Genomic DNA, 24,152 nt, shown 5'->3' on the forward strand with positions numbered 1-24,152 from the left:
CGTTTTTTATAGGAGTCATGATCCTTCTCGGGTCAAAGAAGGATATCTCAGAGGGTTAGTCTGATGTATAGAATATTCACAAGCAGTTAGTGTAAGCTAACTAAGCATATAATACCATAAGGACAAAAAAAGCACAAGGGAAATAATTGATACGATTTCTCATTTTTTTATGAATCCAATATTACAAATGCTTTAAATTCTATTACTTATCGACCCGAATTATTTGATTTTTTCTCTTTGGCCTTTGCAAACAAACTCTGAAGAATGATGAAAAATGCGAGAAGTGCTGCAATGGTAATTTTCGTCCACCAGGAAGAAAGAGTTCCCTGAAAGGTGATAAATGTTTCAATGGTTCCTTTGATTAGTACGCCAAACAGACTGCCAAATACATTGCCGACTCCTCCGGTCAGGAGGGTACCGCCGATGACTGCCGATGCAATAGCCTCCATCTCAAATCCTTTTGCCTGTTCCACGAATCCGGCACAAGTATTGAGACAGAATAAAAATCCTCCCAGTGCACACAAAAATCCATTGATCACATAAACTAGAAGTTTGGTTCTCCTTACATTTAGTCCCATCATCAATGCAGACTGTTCATTCCCCCCTACCGCATAGATGGACCGCCCAAACTTACTGTACTTCAGCAAGATAAATACAAGAATCAGAGTTGTAAGCGCAATCAATACACTTGGATATAGAAATGGATAATTGATAATTCCCTTTTTATTCACTGCGCCCCCCAGAAACGGAAGGTTAATCTTACTCTTTGCCCAGGATAAAAACATCTCATTTTTTACACTGATCATTTCCTGGCTTATGATTGCCGTCATCCCCCTTGCAAAAAACATCCCCGCCAATGTAACGATAAACGGCTGAAGTTTTAAATACGCAATCAAATACCCCTGCACAAGTCCAAACACGATTCCCATCATAAGAACAATAATCAGTGCCGGAACAGCCCCAATCCCCTTGTTCTCCATCATCCAGGCAAGCATCATACAGGTTAACGCTACAACCGATCCTACCGAGATATCGATTCCACCAGTGATCATGACCATTGTCATCCCAGCTGCAATTACAATCAGACCTGCATTGGAGATAAACAAGTTCAAAAATACCTGAGGTTTTGCAAACCCTCTGCTTTTAAAAACAAGGATTCCCACCACATACATCACCACAAAAAGAACGATGGTAATCATCAACAAATACGTTTTTCCATCTATTTTTCCTCTGTTTTTCATCTATGCCACCTTCTTTCCGGCTTCACGGGATGCCAACAGCTTATTCCCCATCTTCTTAAGTTCCGGAGACTGCAATGCAACAATGACGATAACCACAATTGCCTTGTAAACCGGAATCTGATCCGGAGATACGCCCATGGCATACAAGGTGGTACTAAGTGCCTGTATGGTATAGGCTCCGATCACACTTCCCAAAAGAGAAAATTTACCTCCTGCCAAGCTATTCCCCCCAAGTGCCACTGCCAAAATCGCATCCAGCTCCAGATTCAGACCAATATTATTGGCATCGGCAGAGTAGATTCTTGAGGATGCAACAAGTCCCGAAATCCCAGCACAAAGTCCGCAAAAAACATAAGATAAAAATATGATCCAGGTTGCTTTAATTCCCATTAATCTAGAAGCCTTTGCATTAATTCCAACTGTTTGGAGATAGACACCAAGTGTGGTTTTTTTTAGAAGAAGATACGTCAGTAACACCACAAAGAGAGCAACAAACACAGGGGTCGGAATCGGTATTCCCGGAATACTTGCACCTAACATCTTATACGAATCCACCCGAATATAAGTGATCTGTCCCTTGGTGAATAACTGTGCGATTCCTCTCCCCGCTGTAAATAAGATAAGCGTCGCTACCATGGGCTGAATGTTTAACTTTGCTACCAAAAATCCGTTAAAACAGCCACAAAGAATTCCTACGATAATTGCAGCCAGTACCCCTACAATATAGGGATTCTGAAATGCATTCACAGTCTGCTGTCCTCCTGCTAGAATGTAGCAGCATGCAGCGCCTGCAACTGACATTACGGCACCCACGGAGATATCCGTCCCCCCGGAAGCAGCAACCACCAGTGTCATTCCCACAGACAGAATAACCAAATCACTGGCACGGTTGATTACATCAATGATATATCCGTACAATACCCCATTTTTTATGGTCACCTCAAAAAACCCGGGTGTCTTGATTAAATTGGAAAACAGAACCAAAACCAAGCAGAATATAGGGAGAAACAAACGGTAGCTGGTTATTTTTTTAGTAAATACCGTAATCTTATTCATTCTTCTCACCTCCTGCAATGGCTTTCATGATGTGATTCTGATCCAAATCCTGTTCCGTAAGCTCCGCTACCTTTTCCCCGTCTCTTAGCACTGCCATACGGCTGCAGGTACGGATCATCTCTTCGATTTCCGAAGAGATGAACATAATTGCCATCCCATCTTTTGCTAGTTTTACCACAAGTTTCTGAATCTCTGTCTTGGTCCCCACATCAATCCCTCTGGTGGGTTCATCAAGTATCAGAAAATCGGGATTGGTTAACAGCCATCTTGCTAAGACTACTTTCTGTTGGTTACCACCACTTAAACTTTTGATTGGTGTTTCCCGACTTGCCGTTTTTATCTGCAGGAGCTTGATATACTCATCCGTCAGTGCCTCCTGTTCCTTTCTGCTAATTGGATGAAAGGTACCTTTTTTTGCCTGAAGGGCCAGAATGATATTCTCCCGAACCGATAAATCTCCCACAATTCCTTCTTCCTTCCTGTTTTCTGGAAGATAGGCCATTCCTGCCATCATTGCATCCAAGGGGGTATGAACCGTAACCTGCTGGTCTTTCACCCTTAATACCCCACAATCAGGCTTATCCGCCGCATAAAGACTTCTTGCCAGTTCGGAACGACCAGAACCCAAAAGCCCAGTTAATCCTATCACCTCTCCTTTTTGTATCTGTAAATCAAACGGTTTTATGGTTCCATGCTTTCCAATCCCTTTCGCATCAATGATTACCTCGTCAGATGCTTTTTTTGATCCCTCATCTTTTTTAATGGCTGCCAGATCATCAAAATCTTTTCCCATCATTTTGGCAACCAATTGGACCCTTGGAAGTTTTTCCGTCTCATACTCTCCCACAAGCGCCCCATTTCTTAACACGGTGATTCTGTCACAAACCTCATATACCTGTTCCAAAAAATGAGTAACAAAGATAATGCCCACGCCCTCTGCTTTTAACTTCCTCATTAGCTTAAATAGCTTTTCTACTTCTAGATCATCAAGAGATGACGTCGGTTCATCAAGAATCAGAACCTGAGCAGACATATCAACCGCCCTTGCAATGGCAAACATCTGCTGCAGGGCAATGGAATAATTCTCAAGTGCCTTTGTAACGTCAATTTGTATATTTAAACTTTCTAACAGTTCCTTTGCTTTGCGGTTCATGGTCTTCCAGTCTATAAATCCAGCCTTCTTTGGTTCTCTTCCTATGTATAGGTTTTCTGCTACGGATAAGTTGGGGCAAAGATTTACTTCCTGATACACAGTACTGATTCCATGTTCCTGCGCCTCCTGTGGAGAATGATTGATCATCGGATCTTTTCCCTCTCCCATGCGGATTTCCCCTGTTTCAAACTCTTCTACTCCGGTTAAAACTTTGATAAGTGTTGATTTTCCTGCACCATTTTCTCCCATTAATGCATGAATCTCTCCCTTTCTCAAAGTAAAGTCCACATGATCCAAGGCGCGCACACCTGGAAATGTCTTTGATATATTACCCATCGTCAATACGGTCTCAATCGACATAGCTGCCCCTCCTTTTTCATTTCCCCAAATGCCTTTTTTTGACATAGAAGGGATTAAAAAAGGTGCCTAGGGAGGAGGACATACCCCGTCCTCCCTTCCCTGCACCTGTTTATGGATTCTGTTTATACATCACATCTTGGAATCCAAACCATTAATATGCCCGTTTGGGTTTCTCTTCTTCTGCTGTGTCTGCCGGGAATACACCTTCCTTAACATAGGCAATCTTATCTACACTTTCGTCTTTTTCAAGTTTCTGAATAATCTCAGCCACTCTAGGTCCATGAAGAGGATTACACTCGATAGAAACGTTCATATCACCAGCGATCATGGAATCAAAAGCTGCAGAAACAGCATCAAATGAAATAATCACGATATCGCCTTTTGGACCACAAGTCTTACCTGCTGCCTTGATGGCATCAATGGCACCAAATGCCATATTGTCATTCTCTGCAATTACTACATCAATTTTATCATAAGTTTTTAAGAAGGATTCCATTACCTCCTGCCCTCTCGCCTGAGTAAATTCTCCTGTCTGACGCTCTAACATCTTCCAATTGGAATGATCCTTCATCTTCTCTTCTACGCCTTCGGTACGACCGATCTGAGCAGAGGAACCAATGGTACCCTGTAATGTTACAATATTAACTTCATCTTTATCTCTATTATTACTCTTTAAGTACTCATCAAGCCATGAAACTGCATCATACCCTTCCTGAAGGAAGTTTGATCCAACCCATGCTGTATATAAAGAATCATCGGATACATCAATCATACGGTCAACGATAATTACAGGAATCCCTGCATCTTTTGCTTCCTGTAACACGGTATCCCAGCCTGTCTCCGTAACTGGTGCAATTACAATATAATCCACATCCTGCTGAATAAAGTTTCTAACTGCCTTTAACTGGTTTTCCTGTTTCTGCTGCGCATCATCAAAGATCAGCTTATAACCATTCTCTGCTGTAAAAGTAGATTTCATGGATTCTGTATTGGCAGTTCTCCAATCTGATTCCGCACCAACCTGTGAAAATCCCACTACAATTTCACCCTTTGCATCCTCTGTCTTGGCTTCCGTTGTATCTGCATCGCTCTTTGCTTCTGCTGTTGTCTCTGCTTTCGTCTCCCCACTGTCCGGTGCCCCTGTTGTCACAGCCGTCTGCGATCCACCACAACCAGTTAAAACCATTGCTGCTGTCATAAAAGCAGCTGCCATAACACTTACGAATCTTTTTTTCATTACATACCCTCCAATTAGAATATTGACTTGCTACAAATACCTTCCCTTGTATCATAGCGATTTCTCAGAGATTTCTCAATGCATTATCTTTTGCAAACAGTTAAGTTTCTTACGGATTGTTCGTTTATACCAGTACAAAGTTGGTTTTTTTTGGAAAAAAGTTGATTTTTTTATTTATTTTCTTTGAGTACTGCTGGAATTCGGATGGTCACCGAAGTTCCCACCCCGTACGTACTTTGTATCAAAAGACCATATTCCGTACCAAAATTTAGCCGGATGCGCTCCGCTACATTCCCAATCCCAAACCCGTCTCTATGTTTGGCATCTTCTCCTTCTCCCTGTTGCACCAGTGTCTGCATCTGTATTAAATCTTCTGGTTTCATTCCAATCCCATTGTCTTCTACTTTTAAGAAAATCTCATCTTTTTCCTTCCAGCCACTGATTTTTAAAATGCCTTTCTTTCTACAATTTTTTATCCCATGATACAGCGCATTCTCCACAATCGGCTGAAGGGTTAGTTTTAATATGGAATATTCCTTAATGTCCTCGTCAAAATTAATCTCGTAGTCCATGATATCCTCATATCGAAAATGCTGAATCATAAGATAGCTCCTTACATGTTCTGCCTCTCCCCGTATGGTTATAAAATCCTTTCCATTGTTTAAACCAATCCGCAGAAACGAAGAAAGAGCCGTAATCATATCCACCACTTCCTGATGCCGTTTTCCTTCTGCCAGCCAGACGATGGTATCTAATGTGTTATATAGAAAATGAGGATTGATTTGTGCCTGGAGAAGCTTTAGTTCTGTTTTTCTCTTTAATTCCTGCTCCTCTTTGATATGTTCAATCAACTCGCTGATCCGAATTACCATCTGGTCATACTGATCTCCAAGCATCTGTATTTCTGTGATGTTGCTTTTGGGACTCTGCATCTTTAAATTCCCGTCAGCCAGCTTTTTGGTGTACCTGCATAATGCTTCGATTGGTTCTGTAATTTTCTTACCAAAAGAAGTAAAAGAAGCCATTAAAAATAAAATGATAAAGACAGATACCACCACGCAAAGGGCTATGAGCTGTCTGGTCTTTGCATCCAGCTTCTGCCGCGTTATTTCCAGGGTCTTCGTCTCATTGTAGATGTAATCTGACATGGCTTCCTCTATCAGATCTGTAATTACATAAATATCATTGTTTAACCGACTCATATTCTTATCATAATCTCCGATGATATTACTGGTCTGAATGTCCCCAATTCTTTTTTCAAGCATTCCAAGCAAAATCAAAAGACCATCAAGCCCCTTGTTTCCAGCCTTCTGAGGTGTGGAATTTTTAAGTTCTGTAAATATCTTTCTGGACTTATTAAGATCTTCATATGGACTCAAAGATTCAAAGGTATCCGCACCAATCACAATCCGATACATCTTATAATCAATATTTGATTTAAAGTCAAAGTTAAATTCCGTGGCCATGGTTAGATTGCGAATGCTTTGCCGGTACTGACTATTCTGCCACACCATCATATACAGCAATATCCCAATCATAATAATGACCGGGATAAATACAACCGCCTGCATGGTACGGATCTTTGCCTTAATGGAATCACTTTTGTACTTCATGTTCCCCTCCTGCCCGAAATGCCCTTGGTGTAATTCCGTGAAGTTTCTTAAACAGATAACTAAAATAATGAGGATCCTTATATCCCACTTGATAACCAATCTCAGAAGTCCTTAGATCAGTTTTTAAAATTAGCTCTTTGGCCGCTTCCATCCGCACTTTTGTTAGATATTCCACAAATGTAATGCCCATCTCCTGACTAAATATAGTGCTGAAATGATTTGGGCTTATGTTAACCTCTGAGGAAACAGTATTGAGAGAAATCTCCTCATCCTTATAATGATTCCCAATAAATTCCACCGCTTTTTCAAGTACCAGTCGGTATTTTTTCTGAGAACATGTCGTTCGAAAGGAGATGGCTTTTGTCAGAATATCTCTGGCATACCGGACCGCTTCTTCCATGGTGGCAACACAGGGCTGAAGCGTCTTGGCATCCCCGAACTCCTTTAATACATGATCCGGTTCAAACCCAAGCTGAGTAACGAATCCAATTACCGCCAGATATACATCCATTAAAATATACTGGCGAAAAATAAGTGAGTTGAAGTTGTTCCCACAAGCCTCGAAATATTCGTCTACAAAATAGTTTACCTCTGAAACGGAACCATTCTTAAGAAAATTCGGGACAATCTCCCGGCTTAATTTGGTAAGATCCATTCCCTCCAGTGTGATATTCCCACCATCATCATGCATCCGAACCGCCTCTTGTGAGGTAACAATCTGGTTGTGTTTCATCATATAACGGCAGGCAAAAGCCCTGCTAGCTGCCTGAAATGATATTTTCAGTTCACTAAGACGCTGCACCGGGACCCCAATTCCACCAAAATACTCCATTTCACAGAAGGATTTGGAAATTTGAACCAGCAATTGAGAATATTCGGCAACCTTTTGCTTCATATCGGAACTATCATTGCCCATAATCAAAACTGCGTACCCCTCAGACAATCGATTGAATCCTATTATGTCTGTTTTTCCTTCCAGTTCCTCCTTTAGCTTTCGGTCAAACTGAACATTTTCATCGGAATAATGGTTTTTTTGATCCCCTGCTTTTATCTGAAACAGAATCAGATTATACAGGGGGGCCGATAACGTTAAGTGATGCTCTCTTCCCTTTTTTAGTACCTCTTTTAACGTCATCTTTCCTGATACCATGATGTCGAATAACCGATCCCTTTCCATCTGCATTCTTTCTTCCTGAAGTTTTAAAAACTCACTCTTATAATCCTTCTCACTTCTTTCCTGCAATATGGTTTCACTCATATGTTCCAGTGCCGTCAAAAGCTGACTGCTGTTAACTGGTTTTAGCAAATAGTCCGAAGCCCCAATCTTAATCGCACGTTTTGCATATTCAAAATCATCATAGCCACTAAAAAACATGATATGGATATTTGGAAGTTCCCGCTTTGTCATCTCCGCAAGCTCCAATCCATCCATAAAAGGCATTCGAATATCCGTCAGCAGAATATCCGGCTTTGATTCTATAATAAGCGGATAGGCCAGTTCCCCATCCGGTGCCTCTCCGGCAAACTCAAATCCATACTTTTCCCATGAAATTCCATTCTTAATTCCTTCTCGTACTATTTTTTCATCCTCTGCAAGAAATATTTTAATCATGTCTGCCCCCCCTGACCATAATACTTGTCTGATTTGATTATATAAAATTTTAGGGGAAAATATAAGAGAATAATTTCCGTTTCTGGTATTTCTTTCGTAAAAAATTGTACCTGCCTTATAAAATAAGCAAAAAGACTTCTCAACTTCGGTTCGAAACATCGAACCGAAATCAAAAAGTCTTGTCATCTCTTTATTTGTTTTGGCTATAGATCCAGTCCATCATTTCCTTGTCCTTTAAAGCAAGAACCCAGGAAGAATGATAAATTGTTTGACCAGCTGCTTTCATTTCCTCATCTGTGTATAAGGTCAGTTTATTGTTTTTTGCCCCCATTTCCTTTAACACTTGATCAAGAATTTTAGAGGTATAGCTGGTACAGATCGGATCATTCTCTGCCTGAACAAACCAAATGGGTACCTGCGTGATATCATTCTCTTTCATTAGGCTTTTTGTGCCTTCATAGCATTTTTGATACTCTTCCTCACTGATTTCCAATGATCCCTCCAACTTATAGGCCAGATTGTAAGGCTTAGAAATTGGAATTAACGTATCTTTGGCACAGATCGGAAATGCCGCCGCAAAAAGATCGGGATACTGCATCAAAAAACGTAAGGTAGCTCCGCCGCCAGAAGAAGCCCCTGAGATATAAACCCGGCTGGCATCTATCTGACCTTTTTTTATCAAATCTTGAATGCATTCATAAATAACATCATTATAATCCTGCATCATTTTTAATTGTTCTGGATTTTCTGAAATTCCAAACTCATAGTTTTCTGGAAATTGAAAGGAGAGTACAGCAGTATCGTAACCATTCTCAATCCAGGTCACAGCGCCTCTATTATTCATAATGTTGGCACCTTCAAAGGAAGTGCTTAATACCTCGCCTCCCCCATGCTCCCATAACATAAGGGGCAGATTGGAAGCGTTTTCCGGCATATAAAGCCAATACGGCAGTTCTATTCCATTGCTCCCCGTAAATTTCCCCTTAATGAAGTCATCCGCGGTTTTTGTCTGAACCGTTGAATCTGTGGATTTATCAAAATCCAAAGCATCTTCCGTACAATCCACAGAAAAATCATAATGGGTCGACTTCATATCCTTTCCATACACATTTTTTCCAAGAAAGCGGAATGGTTCTGTTTTTAATATCAAACGATGATTCTCTGTTTTCATGTCTAATACCTTATAAATTTCCTTTTCCAGAGTAATCGTAAAATCCTTTGGGGTAATTTGATCCAGATCTGGAAGTTCATCAAATTCATACTCGATGGATTCCACCATCTGACCATCATCTCCAACAAACGTATTTAAGGTAATGTTTTTCACATTAATATTTTGTAAAGATGAGTCAGCCGTAATACTTTCTGAAACCGTCGTCTGCTGAGCCTCTGAGTTTTTCACATGATCAGGCTCTTTTTTAGAACACCCCATCAGTGCAACTGCACTCGCAAATAGAACCATAAATGCTACCATACTTTTTTTCATATGAAGCCCCCTCCTAAATCCAATTATATCCCACTATCTTATTCTTTTATTCATTCTCCAGTTTTTCTCCGTTCGACTGGATCACGCTTTTGTACCACTCAAACGATTTCTTTTTCTTTCTGGTTAAATCTCCGGTTCCATCATCGTACTTTTCTACATAGATAAACCCATATCTCTTTGCCATCTCACCAGTAGAAGCACTCACTAGATCAATGCATCCCCATGGAGTATATCCCATTAACTCCACACCATCTTCTACTGCTTCCCTCATCTGTTCTATGTGCTTTTTCAGATAATCAATGCGGTAATTATCCTGTATACTTCCATCTTCTTCTTTCTTATCATAAGCACCCAGGCCATTTTCAACCACCATAAGAGGGATCTGGTAACGTCCATAAAGTTCATTTAAGGTGTAGCGAAGTCCTTTTGGATCAATCTGCCAGCCCCAATCACTGGATTCCAAATATGGATTCTTCGTTCCTCCCATTAGGTTACCTGAGGATGTTGCCTGATCTGGGGATGCTGTCACACAATTAGACATGTAGTAGCTAAACGTATAGTAATCCACACACCCCTCTTTGATTGTCTCAAGATCACCTGGTTTCATCTCTATGTTGATCCCATTCTCCTTGAAATACCGTTCCATAAAGCTTGGATATTCTCCCCTAACCTGTACATCCCCACAGAACTGATTTAAGATCTGATTCTGACTCTGAGCTTTTAAGACATCATCTGGATTGCAGGTCAATGGATACGTGGTAATGTGGCAGATCATACAGCCAATTTTACAATCCGGATCAATTTCATGCCCCGCCTTAACAGCCATGGCACTGGCTACAAATTGATGGTGCAGTCCCTGAAAACGAAGTTCTGGAATGTCCACCTGATTCATAAAATCAGTGGTTCCTTCATTTAAGATGCCCAAGGATAGAAATCCTCCCATTGGCATAGCTCCTGCATTGATTTCATTAAACGTAAGCCAGTATTTTACCTTTCCCTTATAGCGTTTGAATAGTACCTTCGCATAATTTACAAACAAATCAACGCATTCTCTAGATGCCCAGCCGTTATATTTCTCCGTGAGTGCAAAAGGCATTTCATAGTGGGATATTGTAATCAGTGGCTCAATGTTGTGGTTTCGGCATTCCTCAATCACCTGATCATAAAACTTAAGTCCAGCTTCATTTGGTTCTGTCTCCATGCCTGTTGGGAAAATCCTGGTCCAGGCTATGGAAAAACGAAATACTTTAAATCCCATTTCCGCAAACAAAGCAATATCTTCCTTATAGTGATGATAGAAATCAATGGCTTCGTGACTTGGATAAAACGTATCTGATTCTATCGTTCTTGTAATCCGCTTGGATTTGGTATGGGAGCCTCCCGTACATACATCAGAAGCAGAGACCCCTTTTCCATCTTTGTTCCAAGCACCCTCGCATTGGTTTGCAGCGACTGCACCGCCCCACAAAAAATTCTCAGAAAATATTGACATACCGCACCTCTTTCTAGTCTTATACAATTGTTAATAAGTTATCTCCTACTAAAACCTGACTTATATCACATACTTTTAGACTCACAAAATGATTCATGTTAGATATCAACACTGGAGTGGTTAATGATAATCCAGCTTTCTTTAATTTATCCTGATCAAATTCCAACAATAAGCTTCCTTCTTTGACCTTATCTCCCTCTTTGCAATGAAGGGTAAACCCTTCTCCACCTAACTTTACGGTATCCATACCCACATGGATCAGGACTTCCGCTCCTGTATCTGTTTTCATACCAATGGCATGTTTTGTATCTGCAACTGCGCTGATGATCCCATCCGCTGGCGCATATACTTTTCCTTCGGTTGGAATGATCGCAGCCCCTTCTCCCAATACTCCGCCTGAAAAAACAGCATCCTCTACCTGAGATAAGGGAATCACCGCACCTTTTATCGGGCTCTTTATAGAAATAGTCGTTACAAGTGGTTGATCCGATTCTAATTCATCCTGTGACTGGGAAAGAGATTCTTTCTCATCTGGAGTCGGCTTATTCTTATAAAGAACTAGGGTCATAACAAAAGATACCCCAAGGGAAATAACCATAGCAATAGCACCATTGATAATATTCCCAAATCCCTCTCCTCCAATCATCTGGATCAGGGAAAGTCCAGAGGGAGAACCGCCCATGGTATAAGCGACGATATGGGTAATTCCTGCATAAAGACCGGAAGCTCCTGCACCAATCACCGCTGCAATCATAGGGGTTTTATATTTAAGCGTAACTCCGTACATTGCCGGTTCCGTTACCCCTGCCACAATGGCAGAGACCCCGGAAGCAAATGCCGTTGATTTTACTTCTTTCTCTTTGTTTTTAAATCCAACAGCCATTGCTGCACCACCCTGAGCCAAATTGGAACAGAACATGGCAATCACTACGATGGCATCAAATCCCAAACTTGCCAATCCAATGGTAGCAAGTGGCACAAGTGCATAATGCATTCCGGTCATAACGATAAACGGCATGCCTGCAGATAAGATCATGATCGTCAGCCATCCTGCTTTGCTATATAAGAAATTAATTCCGTCTGCCAGTAAATTACCCATGATACTGCCAATTGGGCCTACCACGATTAAAGCAATTGGAATCGAAATAAAAATAACAATCAGTGGTTTTAAGAATATTTTCACCATATTCGGACAAATTTTATCCGCAAATTTCTCAATGTACTTCATAATCGGTACCATAAGCATAACCGGAAGTACGGAAGAGGAATAAACTGCTTTGGTTACCGGCAATCCAAAATAACTGCTGTTTCCCGGTAAAAGAAGAGCTGTAATTTCCGGATGAATTAAAAATGCAGCCATTACCATAGCAAGATAAATATTAGATCCAAGTCTCTTTGCCGTTGTCATTGCTAATAAAACCGGTAAGAAGTAGAAGAATGCATCCCCTGCTGCATTTAAAATCACATAGGTACTTCCACTTGTTTCAACAAGTTGAAACGTAGTCAATAGAGTAAGAACCACTTTAATCATACCACATCCAAGCATAGCTGGAAGCAACGGCGTCATACAACCGGCAATAAATCCTGCTAAGCGAGAAAATAGATTCTCATGTTCCCCGCTGCTGCCATTCCCAGTGCTCTCTTCAAAGTGACCAAGCTTTAACAGTTCATTATATACATTGGACACCTCATTTCCAATTACCACCTGATACTGTCCGCCCTGACGAACCACCCGGATTACACCTGGTATTTTCTCAATCTCAGATGCGTTTGGAATGCTCTCATCTTTTAACACGAAACGCAGTCTTGTAATACAATGGGTAAGACCTGATACATTCTTTTCACCGCCAACTTTATCTAACACGGTTTCCGCAGTCTTTTTATAATCAAATGCCATCTCTTTTTCCTCCTTAAAACAATATTTATTTTATCTATCTGATCAGGCGTCTGCCGGCCGGCATTAAAAACGCCTCTCATTCAAACAAAAAGACCCTGCAAAAAAAGCCGCCTGCAATCAAATCCATTGCGGCATACTCTCTATGCAGGGTCTTGCCCAGATTTTATTCATCTGGTAACAATCCCAGTCCTCAGTTTTAAATGATTCAGGTTATAACAAATCTCTCGTTACTTTTTCTATGTGAATCATCAGATACATCATCTCTTCCCGGTCAACCTCGTAGTGATACCGGTCATGGATGTAGTCTGCGATTTTAACGATACAGTTGTAAGCTCTGCGATACTTGTCCTTTAATATCTGATACCACTCATTCTCTGACGCTTCATACTGTTTCCCTTGAAGCATGCGCTGAGCAAAAAAGCGGATATGCGTCACGAACCGTCGGTAATCCCAGGACTCTGCGTTAAGCCTTACTTGGAAAGAGGTTTCCACAATCTCAACAATATCTTTGATAATACCAGTAATCGTTTCCAAATCCTCTGTCTCTTTTCGATTTAACTGCCCATAGACAAAATGAAACGCGATAAACATGGCTTCATCTTCTTCCATGGATACTTTAAGCCTTTTTTGTATTAATTCTATGGCATAAAGACCTACTTTAAACTCATCGGGATAAAACCGTTTTCCTTCCCATAGCATGGCATTATGAAGAATGGTACCGCTCTGGTAGCGATCCATCGCTCCTGCAATATGATCACATATCGTTAAAATGGTTCTGGGTTCCAACTGCATCCCGTATTCATTTTTCGCATAATCCACAGTCTGTTCGCTGATTTCCCAATATTCCTGGGGAAGCTTTGCAAAATATTCTTCAAAATGGCGGGCATCTTTTTTATCATTCTGGATAAATACCCGTTCCACCAGACCCCGATCCACCAAATCACCCTTTTTCCTGCCAAAACCTATGGCCTTACCTTTTAGAATGATTTCTTTTCCTTCGGTATTATGCGTTAATACCATATTATTATTCAATACCTTCTCAATCTTCATAATCCCTTTCAATGTAACAAAATAAGCAAGGTACAGGAGCCATCACATAATAATGATACGTGACGACTATACTGTAGACCTTGCCTGCTTTACCAGTCACAAACTACAAATCTATTATGCTACTAGTATAGCATATGGATTTTCTTAAATCTATTTGCAAATGCGATGATTTTTTTCATTATTTTTGTATATATTGCACAATTTTTCTTCCTTAATCAGACTCATTTATAAACCTATCTCATAGATTCTTGACTTATGCCCCCAGGGATGGTGTCCATCTCCTATGTATTTAAAATCATACCGTTCATAAAAAGCGATGTGATCGGTACAAAGGTAAAGATTGCTATATCCAAATTTTCTTGCATCGGTTTTGATTCGCTCCATTAAAAAAGAGCCATAGGAATGTCCCCGGTAATCCTTTTCAATGTACAGCGCACAAAGCCAGGGATATAAATCCATCCGACTGATAAAATCATTGGTAATAAGTCCCGCGCCACCTATAATTTTATCCTCATCAAAAAGCAGATACCATTGAGGAAGTGGGGAACCAGAATGCAGACAGCTCATAATACAATCTTCATAGACCATTTTACTATCCTCATTCGCCCAATGCTTTTGAAAATACAAGATTGCCTGTTGCGCGTAGTCCGGAAACTCTCGAATCGAAATAATTGTCATATAATTTCCCCCTTTGTTTGCTTTCTTTTATCATAACACTTAAGATCATTCCACTCAATCTTTTTATTTTTTGTCCATCTTCACCACAAACAAATAGGATAATAGAAAAGACAGTCCAAATGCAATGATCCACCCCATTGCCGCATAGATAAAATATGGTCCAATATAAGCCGGGATGCTAAATACACTGGAAGTAATATAACCATAAAGTTTTACGCCGAATGCTCCAATGAATGCACTTCCCACACAGCTTGCAATGGTCGCAGCCAGAAAGCCTTTTTTATACTTGGTCAAAACACCAAACAAAGCTGGCTCTGTGATTCCAAGGATACCAGATAAAACGGCTGAAAGAACAATTGCTTTATCCCTTTGTGTCTTTTCTTTAAAATAGCAACCGCAAGCAGCACCTACAATGGAGAGATTTGCAATAAACATCATCGGCATTAACATATCCCAGCCTTTGGTAGCAAAATTTTCCAAAGCAATGGGCGTCATTGCGTGGTGCATACCTACCAGAATAGACACTGGGCGTATGAGACCCATTACAAAACCGGCAAAAATTGGAGAAATTCCAAATAAAAAATCCAACATGCCTGCAAGCCCTTTGCCCATGTAGATGCCAACAGGACCAATCACAGTCAGTGTAAAAAATCCTGATATCAGCAACGTCAAGGTTGGGGTAACAACGGTCCTTGCTGCTTCCGGTACCGTCTTATCTACCCATTTATAGATATAGCTTAAAGCAAACACACCAAATATAATTGGTATGACCGAACCAGAATAATTAAATACCGGAATCGGAATTACGCCACCAAATAAAAAGCTGCTGATTTCCTTTGCCTTGGCTGCTTCAACCATGGTTGGATACATAATAATAGAAGCAATTGCCGTCGCCAAATATTCATTTGTTTTAAATTTCTTTGCTGCAGACACTGCAATAAAGAAAGGAAGAAACGTAAATACACCACTCGCCAACATATCAATAATTTTGTATGTGTCCGTTGTATTTGTGATAACCCCCAATGCCACCAGACCACCGATTAATCCCTTAATCATACCCGCTCCGGCAATGGCAGGAACGATTGGTCCAAATACACCAGAAACCATATCCATAAACCAGGTAATAAAGTCTTTCTTCTGGTTTTCCTCTTTCTTCGTTGCTGTTTTGTTCTCATTCAGATCTAACATCCCCATCAAGATCTCATAATACTTATGCACACTGGTTCCTATCACAACCTGAAGCTGATCCTTGGCAAACTGGACTCCCATCACTCCCTCTAACTGCTTTATTTCTTCCACCTGAATCATATTTTTGTTTTTTAAATCAAACCGAAGTCTAGTCATACAATGCCATGCATTTACTATGTTGTCTTTCCCGCCGACATATTCCACTATTTTAGTTACTACTTCCCGCTTTTCCACTTTTCAATGTTACCTCCTTCATTTTTACTCTTCTAGGCACGTGCTTTGCAGTCTCAATATAGCATAGGCATATTTTTTTGTAAACTGGTCCATTTTTAAATTGTTTTTTGTTAAAACCCTTGTAAACACGTGGTTTTTTAAACATAAATCATAAAATTGGACTGTTTATTATAGCATTTTTCCAAATCAAAAAAGCTATATTGACATCGCTCTCCGCCTATGTTTAAATTAGGTTTATCAAGTTATACTTAAAACACGCAACAAGGAACAAAGGAGTATTTGACATGAAACAAGTTCTTATTACAGACGTTCGCTGCTATATTACGAATCCAGAGCGGCATAATCTGGTAGCGGTAAAGGTTTTTACGAATAAAGGGATTTATGGTGTGGGCTGTGCAACATTTCAACAGCGTCCATTGGCAGTAAAATCTGCGATAGACGATTACTTAAAGCCTATCCTCATTGGCCGCGATGCGAGTGACATCGAAGATCTATGGAATCTAATGATGGTGAATTCCTACTGGAGAAACGGACCTGTCATTAACAATGCGGTATCCGGTGTTGACATGGCTCTTTGGGATATTAAGGGGAAGCTTGCTGATATGCCATTGTATCAGCTGTTGGGAGGTAAATCCCGTACTGCGGTACCGGCATATACCCATGCAGTGGCCGATTCTATGGAAGATCTCTATCAGGAAATTGACCAAATACTAAAGGAAGGTTATCACCACATTCGCTGCCAACTTGGATTTTACGGGGGGATTCCAGATCAATTGACAACACCTGAAAACCCAGTTTTAGGAACCTATTTTGACCAGGATGACTATATGCGCAATACCGTTAACATGTTTTCTAAAATCCGAAAAAAATATGGCAGTAAATTCCACATTCTTCACGACGTACATGAACGTTTATTTCCCAATCAAGCCATTCAGTTTGCCAAAGATCTGGAGCAATACAAGCCTTACTTTATCGAAGATCTTCTTCCTCCTGATCAAAACGAATGGTTATCCCAATTACGCAGTCAGTGTTCCGCTCCCATTGCAACCGGTGAACTGTTTAACAATCCAATGGAATGGAAACACTTGATTGTAAATCGGCAGATTGACTTCTTACGCTGCCACGTGTCACAGATTGGCGGAATCACACCTGCAATCAAAATCGCAGCACTGTGTGAATCATTTGGAATTCGGATTGCCTGGCATACCCCATCGGATATCACTCCCATCGGGATTGCAGTCAATACCCACCTAAATATTCATCTGCATAATGCTGCCATTCAGGAAGACATCGAACTGAAGGATAAAATCAAACTCATATTTCCTGGATATAATGAATCGAAAGGGGGGTACTTTTATCCAATTGACCGCCCCGGAATCGGTGTTGATATTAATGAAGAAGAAATCGTCAAATATCCGGTAATCTACCGCCCCCATGAGTGGACTCAAAGCCGGATTCCAGATGGTACAATTATCACCCCTTAAATCACTTTCTAATACAGACCAATGGAGGTGGCAACTATGAGTTCAAAAAAAACTGAATTTATTGTAATTGATTTAATTAGTAAAATCTTTCAACAAAAATTCTGGGATAACAAACTTCCAACCCAAAGAGACTTAGCTTGTGCCTATCAAGTCTCCCGTTTTACCATACAAAAAGCATTAAAGCGCCTGCAAAACATCGGACTTATCTCCGCCACTCAGGGAGATGGGAATTATATTCGCGCTCGTGCTCTTGGCAATCCCCTTGTCTATAATTCTTTGATTGAAGTTCCATATGAGGATCTTCAATCAAAGATGCTTTACTTAAAACGCGTCCGCCCCGAGCCGAACCTAATCAGTATTTTCAACTTAAACAAAGACGAAGAAGTCTGGGAATATAAACGGATTCGAATTGTATGTTACGAAATCACTCAAATCGAGACAGGCTGGATTCCTTTCCGTCTTTTTCCGGAACTCAGTCCGGAAATTATCGAGGATTCCATCCAGAATTATGCATTGAAAAATAAGTATCACATCTCTCATTTCATGACCAATTACCGAACAAAATCTTTAACGAGGGAAGAAGCGGAATTAATCGGATGCAAAAAAGGAACTCCCGCGATGGAAATCACATCACGTGGAGTTTTAAAGGATGGCACTATATTTGTCTACAGCAAGATCAGTGCAATTCATTACGAATGCACCTATATCATTCCATTTAACAAAGAAGTTTATATGTCACGAAGGAAACGGTTGAAAAAAAATAAAAAGCAGTAATCAAAAGGGACGGTTTACACCTCATCATAGGTATAAAGCTTGATTTGATTTTCAGTTAAATAATCTTTTAAGCGTTTGCTTGAGGCATATTCAACCTCTTTTGTTCTCGGAATCGTTAGGGATGAATGCGTTAAAATATAATCATCTAAATATCCTGGATGAAAAATCAATACATCAAATCCGTCATCATGACTGTTCTCCACCATGTTGAGAAACGATTTTTCGGGATCGTAATTTTCCGATGTACTGTCCATCCACATATACATCTTCTTGCTATTTGCCACAACCGGTGTTCCATCAAAGGATGTATCGATGAATTTAAGATTATGTCTGTCTGCAACAATTTCTAATCCCTTCATAAAGTTTACACTTTCAACTGCATGCCCTTCAAAATACTGGGGCTGTCTTCCTGTGATTGCCACAAACCGCTCATATTGTGCCTCAATTTCAAGTATCACCTCATCTAATACAACAAAGTCTTCCTTTTTTTTAAATGCTTCACGATATTCTCTGGAAGATTTAAACCCTCCATTTTCCTGTACGATACTTGGTATCAGCTTTGGATCCATGATTGGATCTCCCACACAAATATTGGTATGCTGTCCAAGACAGGTATCTTCATTTTTTATCAAATCAAATCCATGTTGGCTTGCTGGCATATTTACCATAAATCCAATATTTCGAACTACACCTTCCTTTACAGTTTTTTCAATTCCATAATTGATGCCTTCACTATAACCCAAATCATCTGCACGAACCATCAAACGTTTCATTGTTGTAAACCTCACTTTCCTTATACTGCCATTTTATCGTTCTTATCCAATCCAATCACGTAAGTTGCAACCGCTGCCACGACAAATGCAATTACACCCGAAATTATTGCATTTACAAAGTTCATGGTAGAACCGCCTGAATACCCCAATACACAAAGAAAGCTGGCTACTGGCACGATATTATAAGCAGTTAGCCCAACTATTGCACCGTATAAGGCACCTGCAAATCCACCGATTGCCATACCAATGAATGGTCTTTTATAGCGAAATCCAATCCCATATAAACCCGGCTCTGTGACACCACCAATTACCTGCGCTACAACATAGCTAATGGAAACTGACTTATCCCCAGCTTTCTTTTGGCGAAGAGCCGCTCCGAAACACATTCCACCAACGGAAAAACTTGCTGCTACAACTGCAGCAGATACTACACTTTCCTGTCCAGATGATGAAATGACAACTATCATAGTAGAAATTAATACCCAGTGCATACCGCTCATAACTAAGAACTCCCACAAGGCACCAATAAGCGCAATCGCCAGAAACGTAGCCACACCGCCAAAATTACCCATTGCTAATAGTCCATCACAGATATATTTCCCAACGAAAGCTCCTGCAGGTCCTAACACACATAATGTAATTGGAAGCATAACTAAAATCGTCAAAAATGGAGCGAATACAATCTTTAACATGGAAGGAATCACTTTATTAAAAAACTTCTCAACATAGGATAGCACCCATACGGATAAAAATATGGGAATAATGGTTGCAGTATAGCTTTGTACACTGCTAGGAATCCCAAAAACAGTAAATTTAGTCCCCTCTGTTGCCATATTTACAAGCGTAGGATGAATTAAAATTGCACCTAGAAACATGCTAAGAATAGGACTACAATTTAATTTCTTTGCCGCTGTATATCCGATAATAACAGGGAAGAAATAAAAAGCTGCATCTCCAACAAATGTAAATAACGTATAGAGATCACTAGTTTTACTTAATAAACCAAACATATCCGGGCCAAGAACTGCTGCCAAAGTTTTAAAAAGGGCTGCTGTAATCAATGCCGGGATCAATGGAGTTAAGCTTCCTGCCATGTAATCCAATATCCCATTTCCAATAGATTTTAATGTAACTTTTTTCTTTCCCTTTGTATTTTCCTCCAATGCAGACTCTGTACTAGAAAATCCTCCAACCTTGCAAAGTTCGTCATATACCTGATCCACCGCCTGTCCAATCACAACCTGATACTGTCCAGCGCTGTGCATGATACCAACGACACCACTAATTAATTCAACTTCCTTATCCTTTGGTATACTTTGATCTTTAAGGATAAATCTTAATCTTGTTATACAATGTGTAACGCTTAATACATTTTCTTTGCCGCCAACGGCATCTAATACGTTTTTTGCTAATTTATTATAATCTTGTTTATCCATCTCTATTCCTCCTTATTTCCTTCCCAATTTTCCCTTGAACACAAACGATTGATATGAAGCATAAAGTAAAGCAATTCTTCGTCGCTAGAATCCCAGTCGATCTCTCGTTTCAAATAATCCTTAATTTGTAATACACAGTTATAGGTTTTGGGATACTCGTCCTTCATGGTCGTAAACAATCGTACATTGCCACTTAGTAATCCCTGATCAATCTTCTGCCGTTGCAATAAATACTGCATATGAGAGACAAATCTGGAATTATTAAACCCATTTCGATCAATTGTAATTTGAAAAAAGTCTTCGATAATCGCTGTTACATCTTCAATCAATTCATGAGAGGAATCCTTTGCTTTCCTGGTAACGCTCTCCGCATTAATAAAATGCATGGCAATACTGGCTGCTTCTTCCTTCGCCAATCGAATTTTTTTGCAATCGTTAATGTACTGAAGTGCATGTTCGCCTATCTGCATCTCCTTTGGATACAAATGTTGAATATCATACATAATCGGCATATTCACAAACATTTTTTTCTGATATCTGATCATTGCAAAATGAATGTGATCTGCGAGTGTAAATACGATATTCCCATTTAACTCTGCGCATAGAATTGTTTTCGCATATTCAACTATTTTCGCAGATATTTCAAATATATCTTCTGGTATTTCATTTAACAAATCAAAATATCCCGCATCAACTCCATAAAACGTACGAGAAATTCTCCCCATATCCTGAATTTCATATGGAGTTTCAGGAAAACCGATTCCTTTACCGAAGGCAATTAATTCTTTGCCATTTCCATCGATGCAAATCGCAACATTATTATTGATTTTTTTTATTACCTCCATAAGAAATCACCCTCCTAATGAAAACGAATCACCTCGTCTTCGCCACTTTTTAACCCAGCTGTAGGTTCTTTAATCGTAAATGAATAGTCACCTCCATTTAATAGTATCATAGGTGTTGTAAGATCAACTCCCGATTCTACCAACACAGTACGATCTAACTCGATAATCGGCGTGCCTTTTTTCACTTTTTCGTTTACATCTACAAGCTTTTTAAATCCTTTCCCCTCTAATGCAACGGTATTCATTCCAATGTGAATCATAATCTCCGCACCATTATCTGCTTTGATTCCAAAAGCATGTAAGGTATCTGCAATCATAATCACAGTGCCATCGCAAGGGGAACAAACCATACTCCCCTCATAAGAAAATGCAATTCCATCTCCCAACATTTTTTCAGCGAACATTTTATCTTTAACGGTATCCAGTGAAATACTGTCCCCATCGACTGGAGCATATAAAATCACTTCTTTTTTATCTTTTTTTAAGAAACCTAACATCTCATCTCTCCTTATATCATATTGAAGGATTCTAACTGCGCACATTAAAAAACTCCTTCGTTGCAATACACAAAAAAACAGTTAAACTGTTCTTAAGGTAATGCCTCCGAAGGAGTTACAAGCCTTTTTATATCTATATTATACACTTTATTTCAATTATTAGCAATAGTTTTCGTCATTTTTATTTCACAACTTCCTCTATGATTTCATACAAACTCTTTACATCTTCAATTCTGGTACAACCAGAATCTGGATCAATAATGGATGAATAGACATGAGGGATGACGTGCTTAACGCCTGCAGATACCGCAATTTCAAGGATTTCCTTAAAATTCTCCAGATTGATCCCACCCGTTGGCTCTAATCCAAAATCCGCTTCAGCACAGGCCATTGCGACCACTTCATATTCACCCCGAACATCAAGCCCTCCCATAGGGAAGTACTTTAAAGAATCAGCTCCCTGTTCCCTTGCCATAGCGATCGCAGTTTTCACCGGCACCACCGCTGGCTCTAGTTCTTTGCTCAAAGGGCCTGTTGAAATTTTCACAAAACCCGGATACCCAGAAGGTGCAACCATGGAATTTAGAAATGGTCCTTCCCCGGTTCTGGCTCTGGTATACCCTCCAGCCGTAAATGTTTGATTGATATGCTTTGGCTTAATCTCACCGGAAATTTCCGCTACGGCCTTCCACTGTTTGGGATTTCCACCACCAAGTCCAACTGAAATGTTGTTATCCACAGCTTCCTGAAATTTTTTCATTTCTCGGACTGCGCTTTCTACATCTTTATAATTTGCTGATAAGATTCCAACCGCCACATGGCAATTTGCTGTCTCATAGATAGCTTTTGCATTTTCAATAGTATTGGTCAGACAGTTTAAGCAAACTCTTCCCTTATAAAAATTTAATCCATTCATTCTCTCATTCCCCCATCTGCTGATCTATGGATTTCTAAAACCCTTTGGTATATTTGATCCAGCTCATCCACGCATTTTAACGGCCTTGGATCGATTGCAAGCGATCCTATGTTCGCTTGATAGTCTCTGGTGAATATAGAGACCTCTCCCTCTTGCAATTTCTTCCCTACCTCATTTGCATCAAATCCATATTGCTCAGGAGAAAAACTGATTTTACAACGATAGATCTCTCTTCCAGCCTCATCTTTTATGATCGAAGTTTTACACCCTGGTATTTCTCCCACTCGCGCTGCAAACGTTTCTAGATCCTCCTTTGTTACAACCTCCTTTTTTTCTCCCATCATGTATTCTTCCAGTGCCCTTAAAAGTCCCATGGTGCATTCTTTTCCCACCTTCATGGCACGCCCAATCCCCTTATACTGCATCCGCATATGATCTGCCAGTTTACTCGTCTTGCAGGCTACAAACCCACTGGTAGGACCCTCAACTGCCTTTGCCCCACTGTAGCATACAAAATCTGCTCCCATGGAGGAATATATCTTTAAATCTTCTTCGGCTGCGGCATCTACAATGCATGGAATTCCCAATTGGTTCGCCAGTTGAATCACTGATTTTGCATCCACCATATCCTTTTGCACGCAGTGATGGGATTTGACGTAAAAAATCGCCAGCGTATGTGCTGTCACCGCCCGGCTTATGTCCTCTAGTGTGGATCCATTGGCATAACCGGCCTCTACGATTTTCCCACCTCCTAACTGGATCATCTCAGCAACCGGTGCACCAAAATCCACATGGTGCCCTTTCAAAAGGATGACTTCTCTCTTGGTGATTTCAGGAAGAATCTCATAGAGATGCTTTACCTTTTGTAAGTTCCCCTCACAGATTAAAGCAGCTACAGACAAAGCGATTCCAGCAGAAGCACTGCTTGTCACACATGCATCCTCTGTGCCTATCATACGACCTATTTTTTTTCCAGCAAAAGCATATAAATGATCAACCACCACATAGTTTTCTGCTGCTTCTACCAGAGTTTTTCCAACTCCTTCTGATATGGTTGATACCCCTAATTTTGTCATTCTACCAGACGCATTGATTACGGTTTTTAATCCATTTTTTCGATATATATTATCCAT

At 40.2% G+C, this 24,152-nt stretch carries 20 protein-coding genes; 2 read left to right on the top strand and 18 right to left on the bottom strand.

The annotated features are described in order from the left end of the window. Positions 1–206: 206 nt before the first annotated feature. The 12 genes from EFT72_RS12790 to EFT72_RS12845 form a co-directional block, all read right to left on the bottom strand. A complete protein-coding gene (locus tag EFT72_RS12790) occupies positions 207–1,241 on the bottom strand; it encodes a sugar ABC transporter permease YjfF (RefSeq protein WP_124067315.1) in 1,035 nt (344 codons plus the stop codon). Next, on the bottom strand, positions 1,242–2,297 hold the full coding sequence (locus EFT72_RS12795; protein ID WP_124067316.1) for an ABC transporter permease: 1,056 nt from the start codon (positions 2,295–2,297) through the stop codon (positions 1,242–1,244). Then, positions 2,290–3,810 (bottom strand): sugar ABC transporter ATP-binding protein, encoded by a 1,521-nt coding sequence (locus EFT72_RS12800; protein WP_124067317.1) that lies wholly within the window; start codon positions 3,808–3,810, stop codon positions 2,290–2,292. The genes EFT72_RS12795 and EFT72_RS12800 overlap by 8 nt, the downstream gene beginning before the upstream one ends. A gap of 151 nt (positions 3,811–3,961) precedes the next feature. Next, on the bottom strand, positions 3,962–5,047 hold the full coding sequence (locus EFT72_RS12805; RefSeq protein WP_124067318.1) for an ABC transporter substrate-binding protein: 1,086 nt from the start codon (positions 5,045–5,047) through the stop codon (positions 3,962–3,964). A gap of 170 nt (positions 5,048–5,217) precedes the next feature. Then, positions 5,218–6,660: a sensor histidine kinase gene (locus EFT72_RS12810; RefSeq protein ID WP_243110011.1), complete on the bottom strand. Its 1,443-nt coding sequence runs from the start codon at positions 6,658–6,660 to the stop codon at positions 5,218–5,220. After that, entirely contained in the window at positions 6,644–8,272 is a 1,629-nt protein-coding gene (locus EFT72_RS12815; RefSeq protein ID WP_164473154.1) for a response regulator, read from the bottom strand. The genes EFT72_RS12810 and EFT72_RS12815 overlap by 17 nt, the downstream gene beginning before the upstream one ends. A gap of 190 nt (positions 8,273–8,462) precedes the next feature. Further along, complete coding sequence (locus EFT72_RS12820) at positions 8,463–9,755, bottom strand: prolyl oligopeptidase family serine peptidase (protein WP_124067320.1); 1,293 nt, start codon at positions 9,753–9,755, stop codon at positions 8,463–8,465. Positions 9,756–9,801: 46 nt separating this feature from the next. Further along, complete coding sequence (locus EFT72_RS12825) at positions 9,802–11,247, bottom strand: glycoside hydrolase family 1 protein (RefSeq protein ID WP_124067321.1); 1,446 nt, start codon at positions 11,245–11,247, stop codon at positions 9,802–9,804. Between the two features lie 19 nt (positions 11,248–11,266). After that, on the bottom strand, positions 11,267–13,144 hold the full coding sequence (locus EFT72_RS12830) for a beta-glucoside-specific PTS transporter subunit IIABC (RefSeq protein WP_124067322.1): 1,878 nt from the start codon (positions 13,142–13,144) through the stop codon (positions 11,267–11,269). Positions 13,145–13,354: 210 nt separating this feature from the next. Then, positions 13,355–14,194, bottom strand: a complete 840-nt coding sequence (locus EFT72_RS12835) for a PRD domain-containing protein (protein ID WP_124067323.1) — start codon at positions 14,192–14,194, stop codon at positions 13,355–13,357. A gap of 225 nt (positions 14,195–14,419) precedes the next feature. Next, a complete protein-coding gene (locus tag EFT72_RS12840) occupies positions 14,420–14,872 on the bottom strand; it encodes a GNAT family N-acetyltransferase (RefSeq protein ID WP_124067324.1) in 453 nt (150 codons plus the stop codon). Between the two features lie 63 nt (positions 14,873–14,935). Next, positions 14,936–16,294: a PTS transporter subunit EIIC gene (locus tag EFT72_RS12845; protein WP_124067325.1), complete on the bottom strand. Its 1,359-nt coding sequence runs from the start codon at positions 16,292–16,294 to the stop codon at positions 14,936–14,938. A gap of 284 nt (positions 16,295–16,578) precedes the next feature. On the opposite strand from EFT72_RS12845, the gene EFT72_RS12850 reads away from it, so the two are divergent. Together EFT72_RS12850 and EFT72_RS12855 are read left to right on the top strand one after the other, a co-directional pair. Beyond that, the gene (locus tag EFT72_RS12850; protein WP_124067326.1) at positions 16,579–17,778 is read left to right on the top strand and encodes an enolase C-terminal domain-like protein; all 1,200 of its coding nucleotides are present in this window, start codon (positions 16,579–16,581) and stop codon (positions 17,776–17,778) included. A 36-nt stretch (positions 17,779–17,814) separates the two neighbouring features. Further along, positions 17,815–18,552 carry a GntR family transcriptional regulator gene (locus EFT72_RS12855; RefSeq protein ID WP_124067327.1) on the top strand — a complete coding sequence of 246 codons (738 nt, stop codon included), beginning with the start codon at positions 17,815–17,817 and terminating at the stop codon, positions 18,550–18,552. 14 nt (positions 18,553–18,566) lie between these two features. On the opposite strand, the gene EFT72_RS12860 is transcribed toward EFT72_RS12855, so the two are convergent. The 6 genes from EFT72_RS12860 to EFT72_RS12885 form a co-directional block, all read right to left on the bottom strand. Next, positions 18,567–19,325 (bottom strand): ChbG/HpnK family deacetylase, encoded by a 759-nt coding sequence (locus EFT72_RS12860; RefSeq protein ID WP_124067328.1) that lies wholly within the window; start codon positions 19,323–19,325, stop codon positions 18,567–18,569. A gap of 20 nt (positions 19,326–19,345) precedes the next feature. Continuing rightward, positions 19,346–20,761 (bottom strand): PTS transporter subunit EIIC, encoded by a 1,416-nt coding sequence (locus tag EFT72_RS12865; RefSeq protein WP_206426651.1) that lies wholly within the window; start codon positions 20,759–20,761, stop codon positions 19,346–19,348. A 2-nt stretch (positions 20,762–20,763) separates the two neighbouring features. Then, complete coding sequence (locus EFT72_RS12870) at positions 20,764–21,606, bottom strand: PRD domain-containing protein (protein ID WP_124067330.1); 843 nt, start codon at positions 21,604–21,606, stop codon at positions 20,764–20,766. A gap of 14 nt (positions 21,607–21,620) precedes the next feature. Further along, positions 21,621–22,148, bottom strand: coding sequence for a PTS glucose transporter subunit IIA (locus tag EFT72_RS12875; protein WP_206426652.1), 528 nt, complete (start codon positions 22,146–22,148; stop codon positions 21,621–21,623). A 136-nt stretch (positions 22,149–22,284) separates the two neighbouring features. Beyond that, complete coding sequence (locus EFT72_RS12880) at positions 22,285–23,019, bottom strand: KDGP aldolase (RefSeq protein WP_124067331.1); 735 nt, start codon at positions 23,017–23,019, stop codon at positions 22,285–22,287. Beyond that, a complete protein-coding gene (locus tag EFT72_RS12885; RefSeq protein WP_124067332.1) occupies positions 23,016–24,152 on the bottom strand; it encodes a DgaE family pyridoxal phosphate-dependent ammonia lyase in 1,137 nt (378 codons plus the stop codon). The genes EFT72_RS12880 and EFT72_RS12885 overlap by 4 nt, the downstream gene beginning before the upstream one ends.

The organism is Clostridium sp. E02 (assembly GCF_003833015.1).
GTDB lineage: Bacteria > Bacillota > Clostridia > Lachnospirales > Lachnospiraceae > Lacrimispora.

Coding starts and splice junctions, on each gene's coding strand:
- EFT72_RS12800 (WP_124067317.1), bottom strand. CDS start 3,810: ATGTCGATTGAGACCGTATTGACGATGGGTAATATATCAAAGACATTT.
- EFT72_RS12825 (WP_124067321.1), bottom strand. CDS start 11,247: ATGTCAATATTTTCTGAGAATTTTTTGTGGGGCGGTGCAGTCGCTGCA.
- EFT72_RS12820 (WP_124067320.1), bottom strand. CDS start 9,755: ATGAAAAAAAGTATGGTAGCATTTATGGTTCTATTTGCGAGTGCAGTT.
- EFT72_RS12835 (WP_124067323.1), bottom strand. CDS start 14,194: ATGAAGATTGAGAAGGTATTGAATAATAATATGGTATTAACGCATAAT.
- EFT72_RS12865 (WP_206426651.1), bottom strand. CDS start 20,761: ATGGATAAACAAGATTATAATAAATTAGCAAAAAACGTATTAGATGCC.
- EFT72_RS12860 (WP_124067328.1), bottom strand. CDS start 19,325: ATGAAACGTTTGATGGTTCGTGCAGATGATTTGGGTTATAGTGAAGGC.
- EFT72_RS12885 (WP_124067332.1), bottom strand. CDS start 24,152: ATGGATAATATATATCGAAAAAATGGATTAAAAACCGTAATCAATGCG.
- EFT72_RS12805 (WP_124067318.1), bottom strand. CDS start 5,047: ATGAAAAAAAGATTCGTAAGTGTTATGGCAGCTGCTTTTATGACAGCA.
- EFT72_RS12810 (WP_243110011.1), bottom strand. CDS start 6,660: ATGAAGTACAAAAGTGATTCCATTAAGGCAAAGATCCGTACCATGCAG.
- EFT72_RS12855 (WP_124067327.1), top strand. CDS start 17,815: ATGAGTTCAAAAAAAACTGAATTTATTGTAATTGATTTAATTAGTAAA.
- EFT72_RS12850 (WP_124067326.1), top strand. CDS start 16,579: ATGAAACAAGTTCTTATTACAGACGTTCGCTGCTATATTACGAATCCA.
- EFT72_RS12840 (WP_124067324.1), bottom strand. CDS start 14,872: ATGACAATTATTTCGATTCGAGAGTTTCCGGACTACGCGCAACAGGCA.
- EFT72_RS12870 (WP_124067330.1), bottom strand. CDS start 21,606: ATGGAGGTAATAAAAAAAATCAATAATAATGTTGCGATTTGCATCGAT.
- EFT72_RS12815 (WP_164473154.1), bottom strand. CDS start 8,272: ATGATTAAAATATTTCTTGCAGAGGATGAAAAAATAGTACGAGAAGGA.
- EFT72_RS12795 (WP_124067316.1), bottom strand. CDS start 2,297: ATGAATAAGATTACGGTATTTACTAAAAAAATAACCAGCTACCGTTTG.
- EFT72_RS12875 (WP_206426652.1), bottom strand. CDS start 22,148: ATGTGCGCAGTTAGAATCCTTCAATATGATATAAGGAGAGATGAGATG.
- EFT72_RS12790 (WP_124067315.1), bottom strand. CDS start 1,241: ATGAAAAACAGAGGAAAAATAGATGGAAAAACGTATTTGTTGATGATT.
- EFT72_RS12880 (WP_124067331.1), bottom strand. CDS start 23,019: ATGAATGGATTAAATTTTTATAAGGGAAGAGTTTGCTTAAACTGTCTG.
- EFT72_RS12830 (WP_124067322.1), bottom strand. CDS start 13,144: ATGGCATTTGATTATAAAAAGACTGCGGAAACCGTGTTAGATAAAGTT.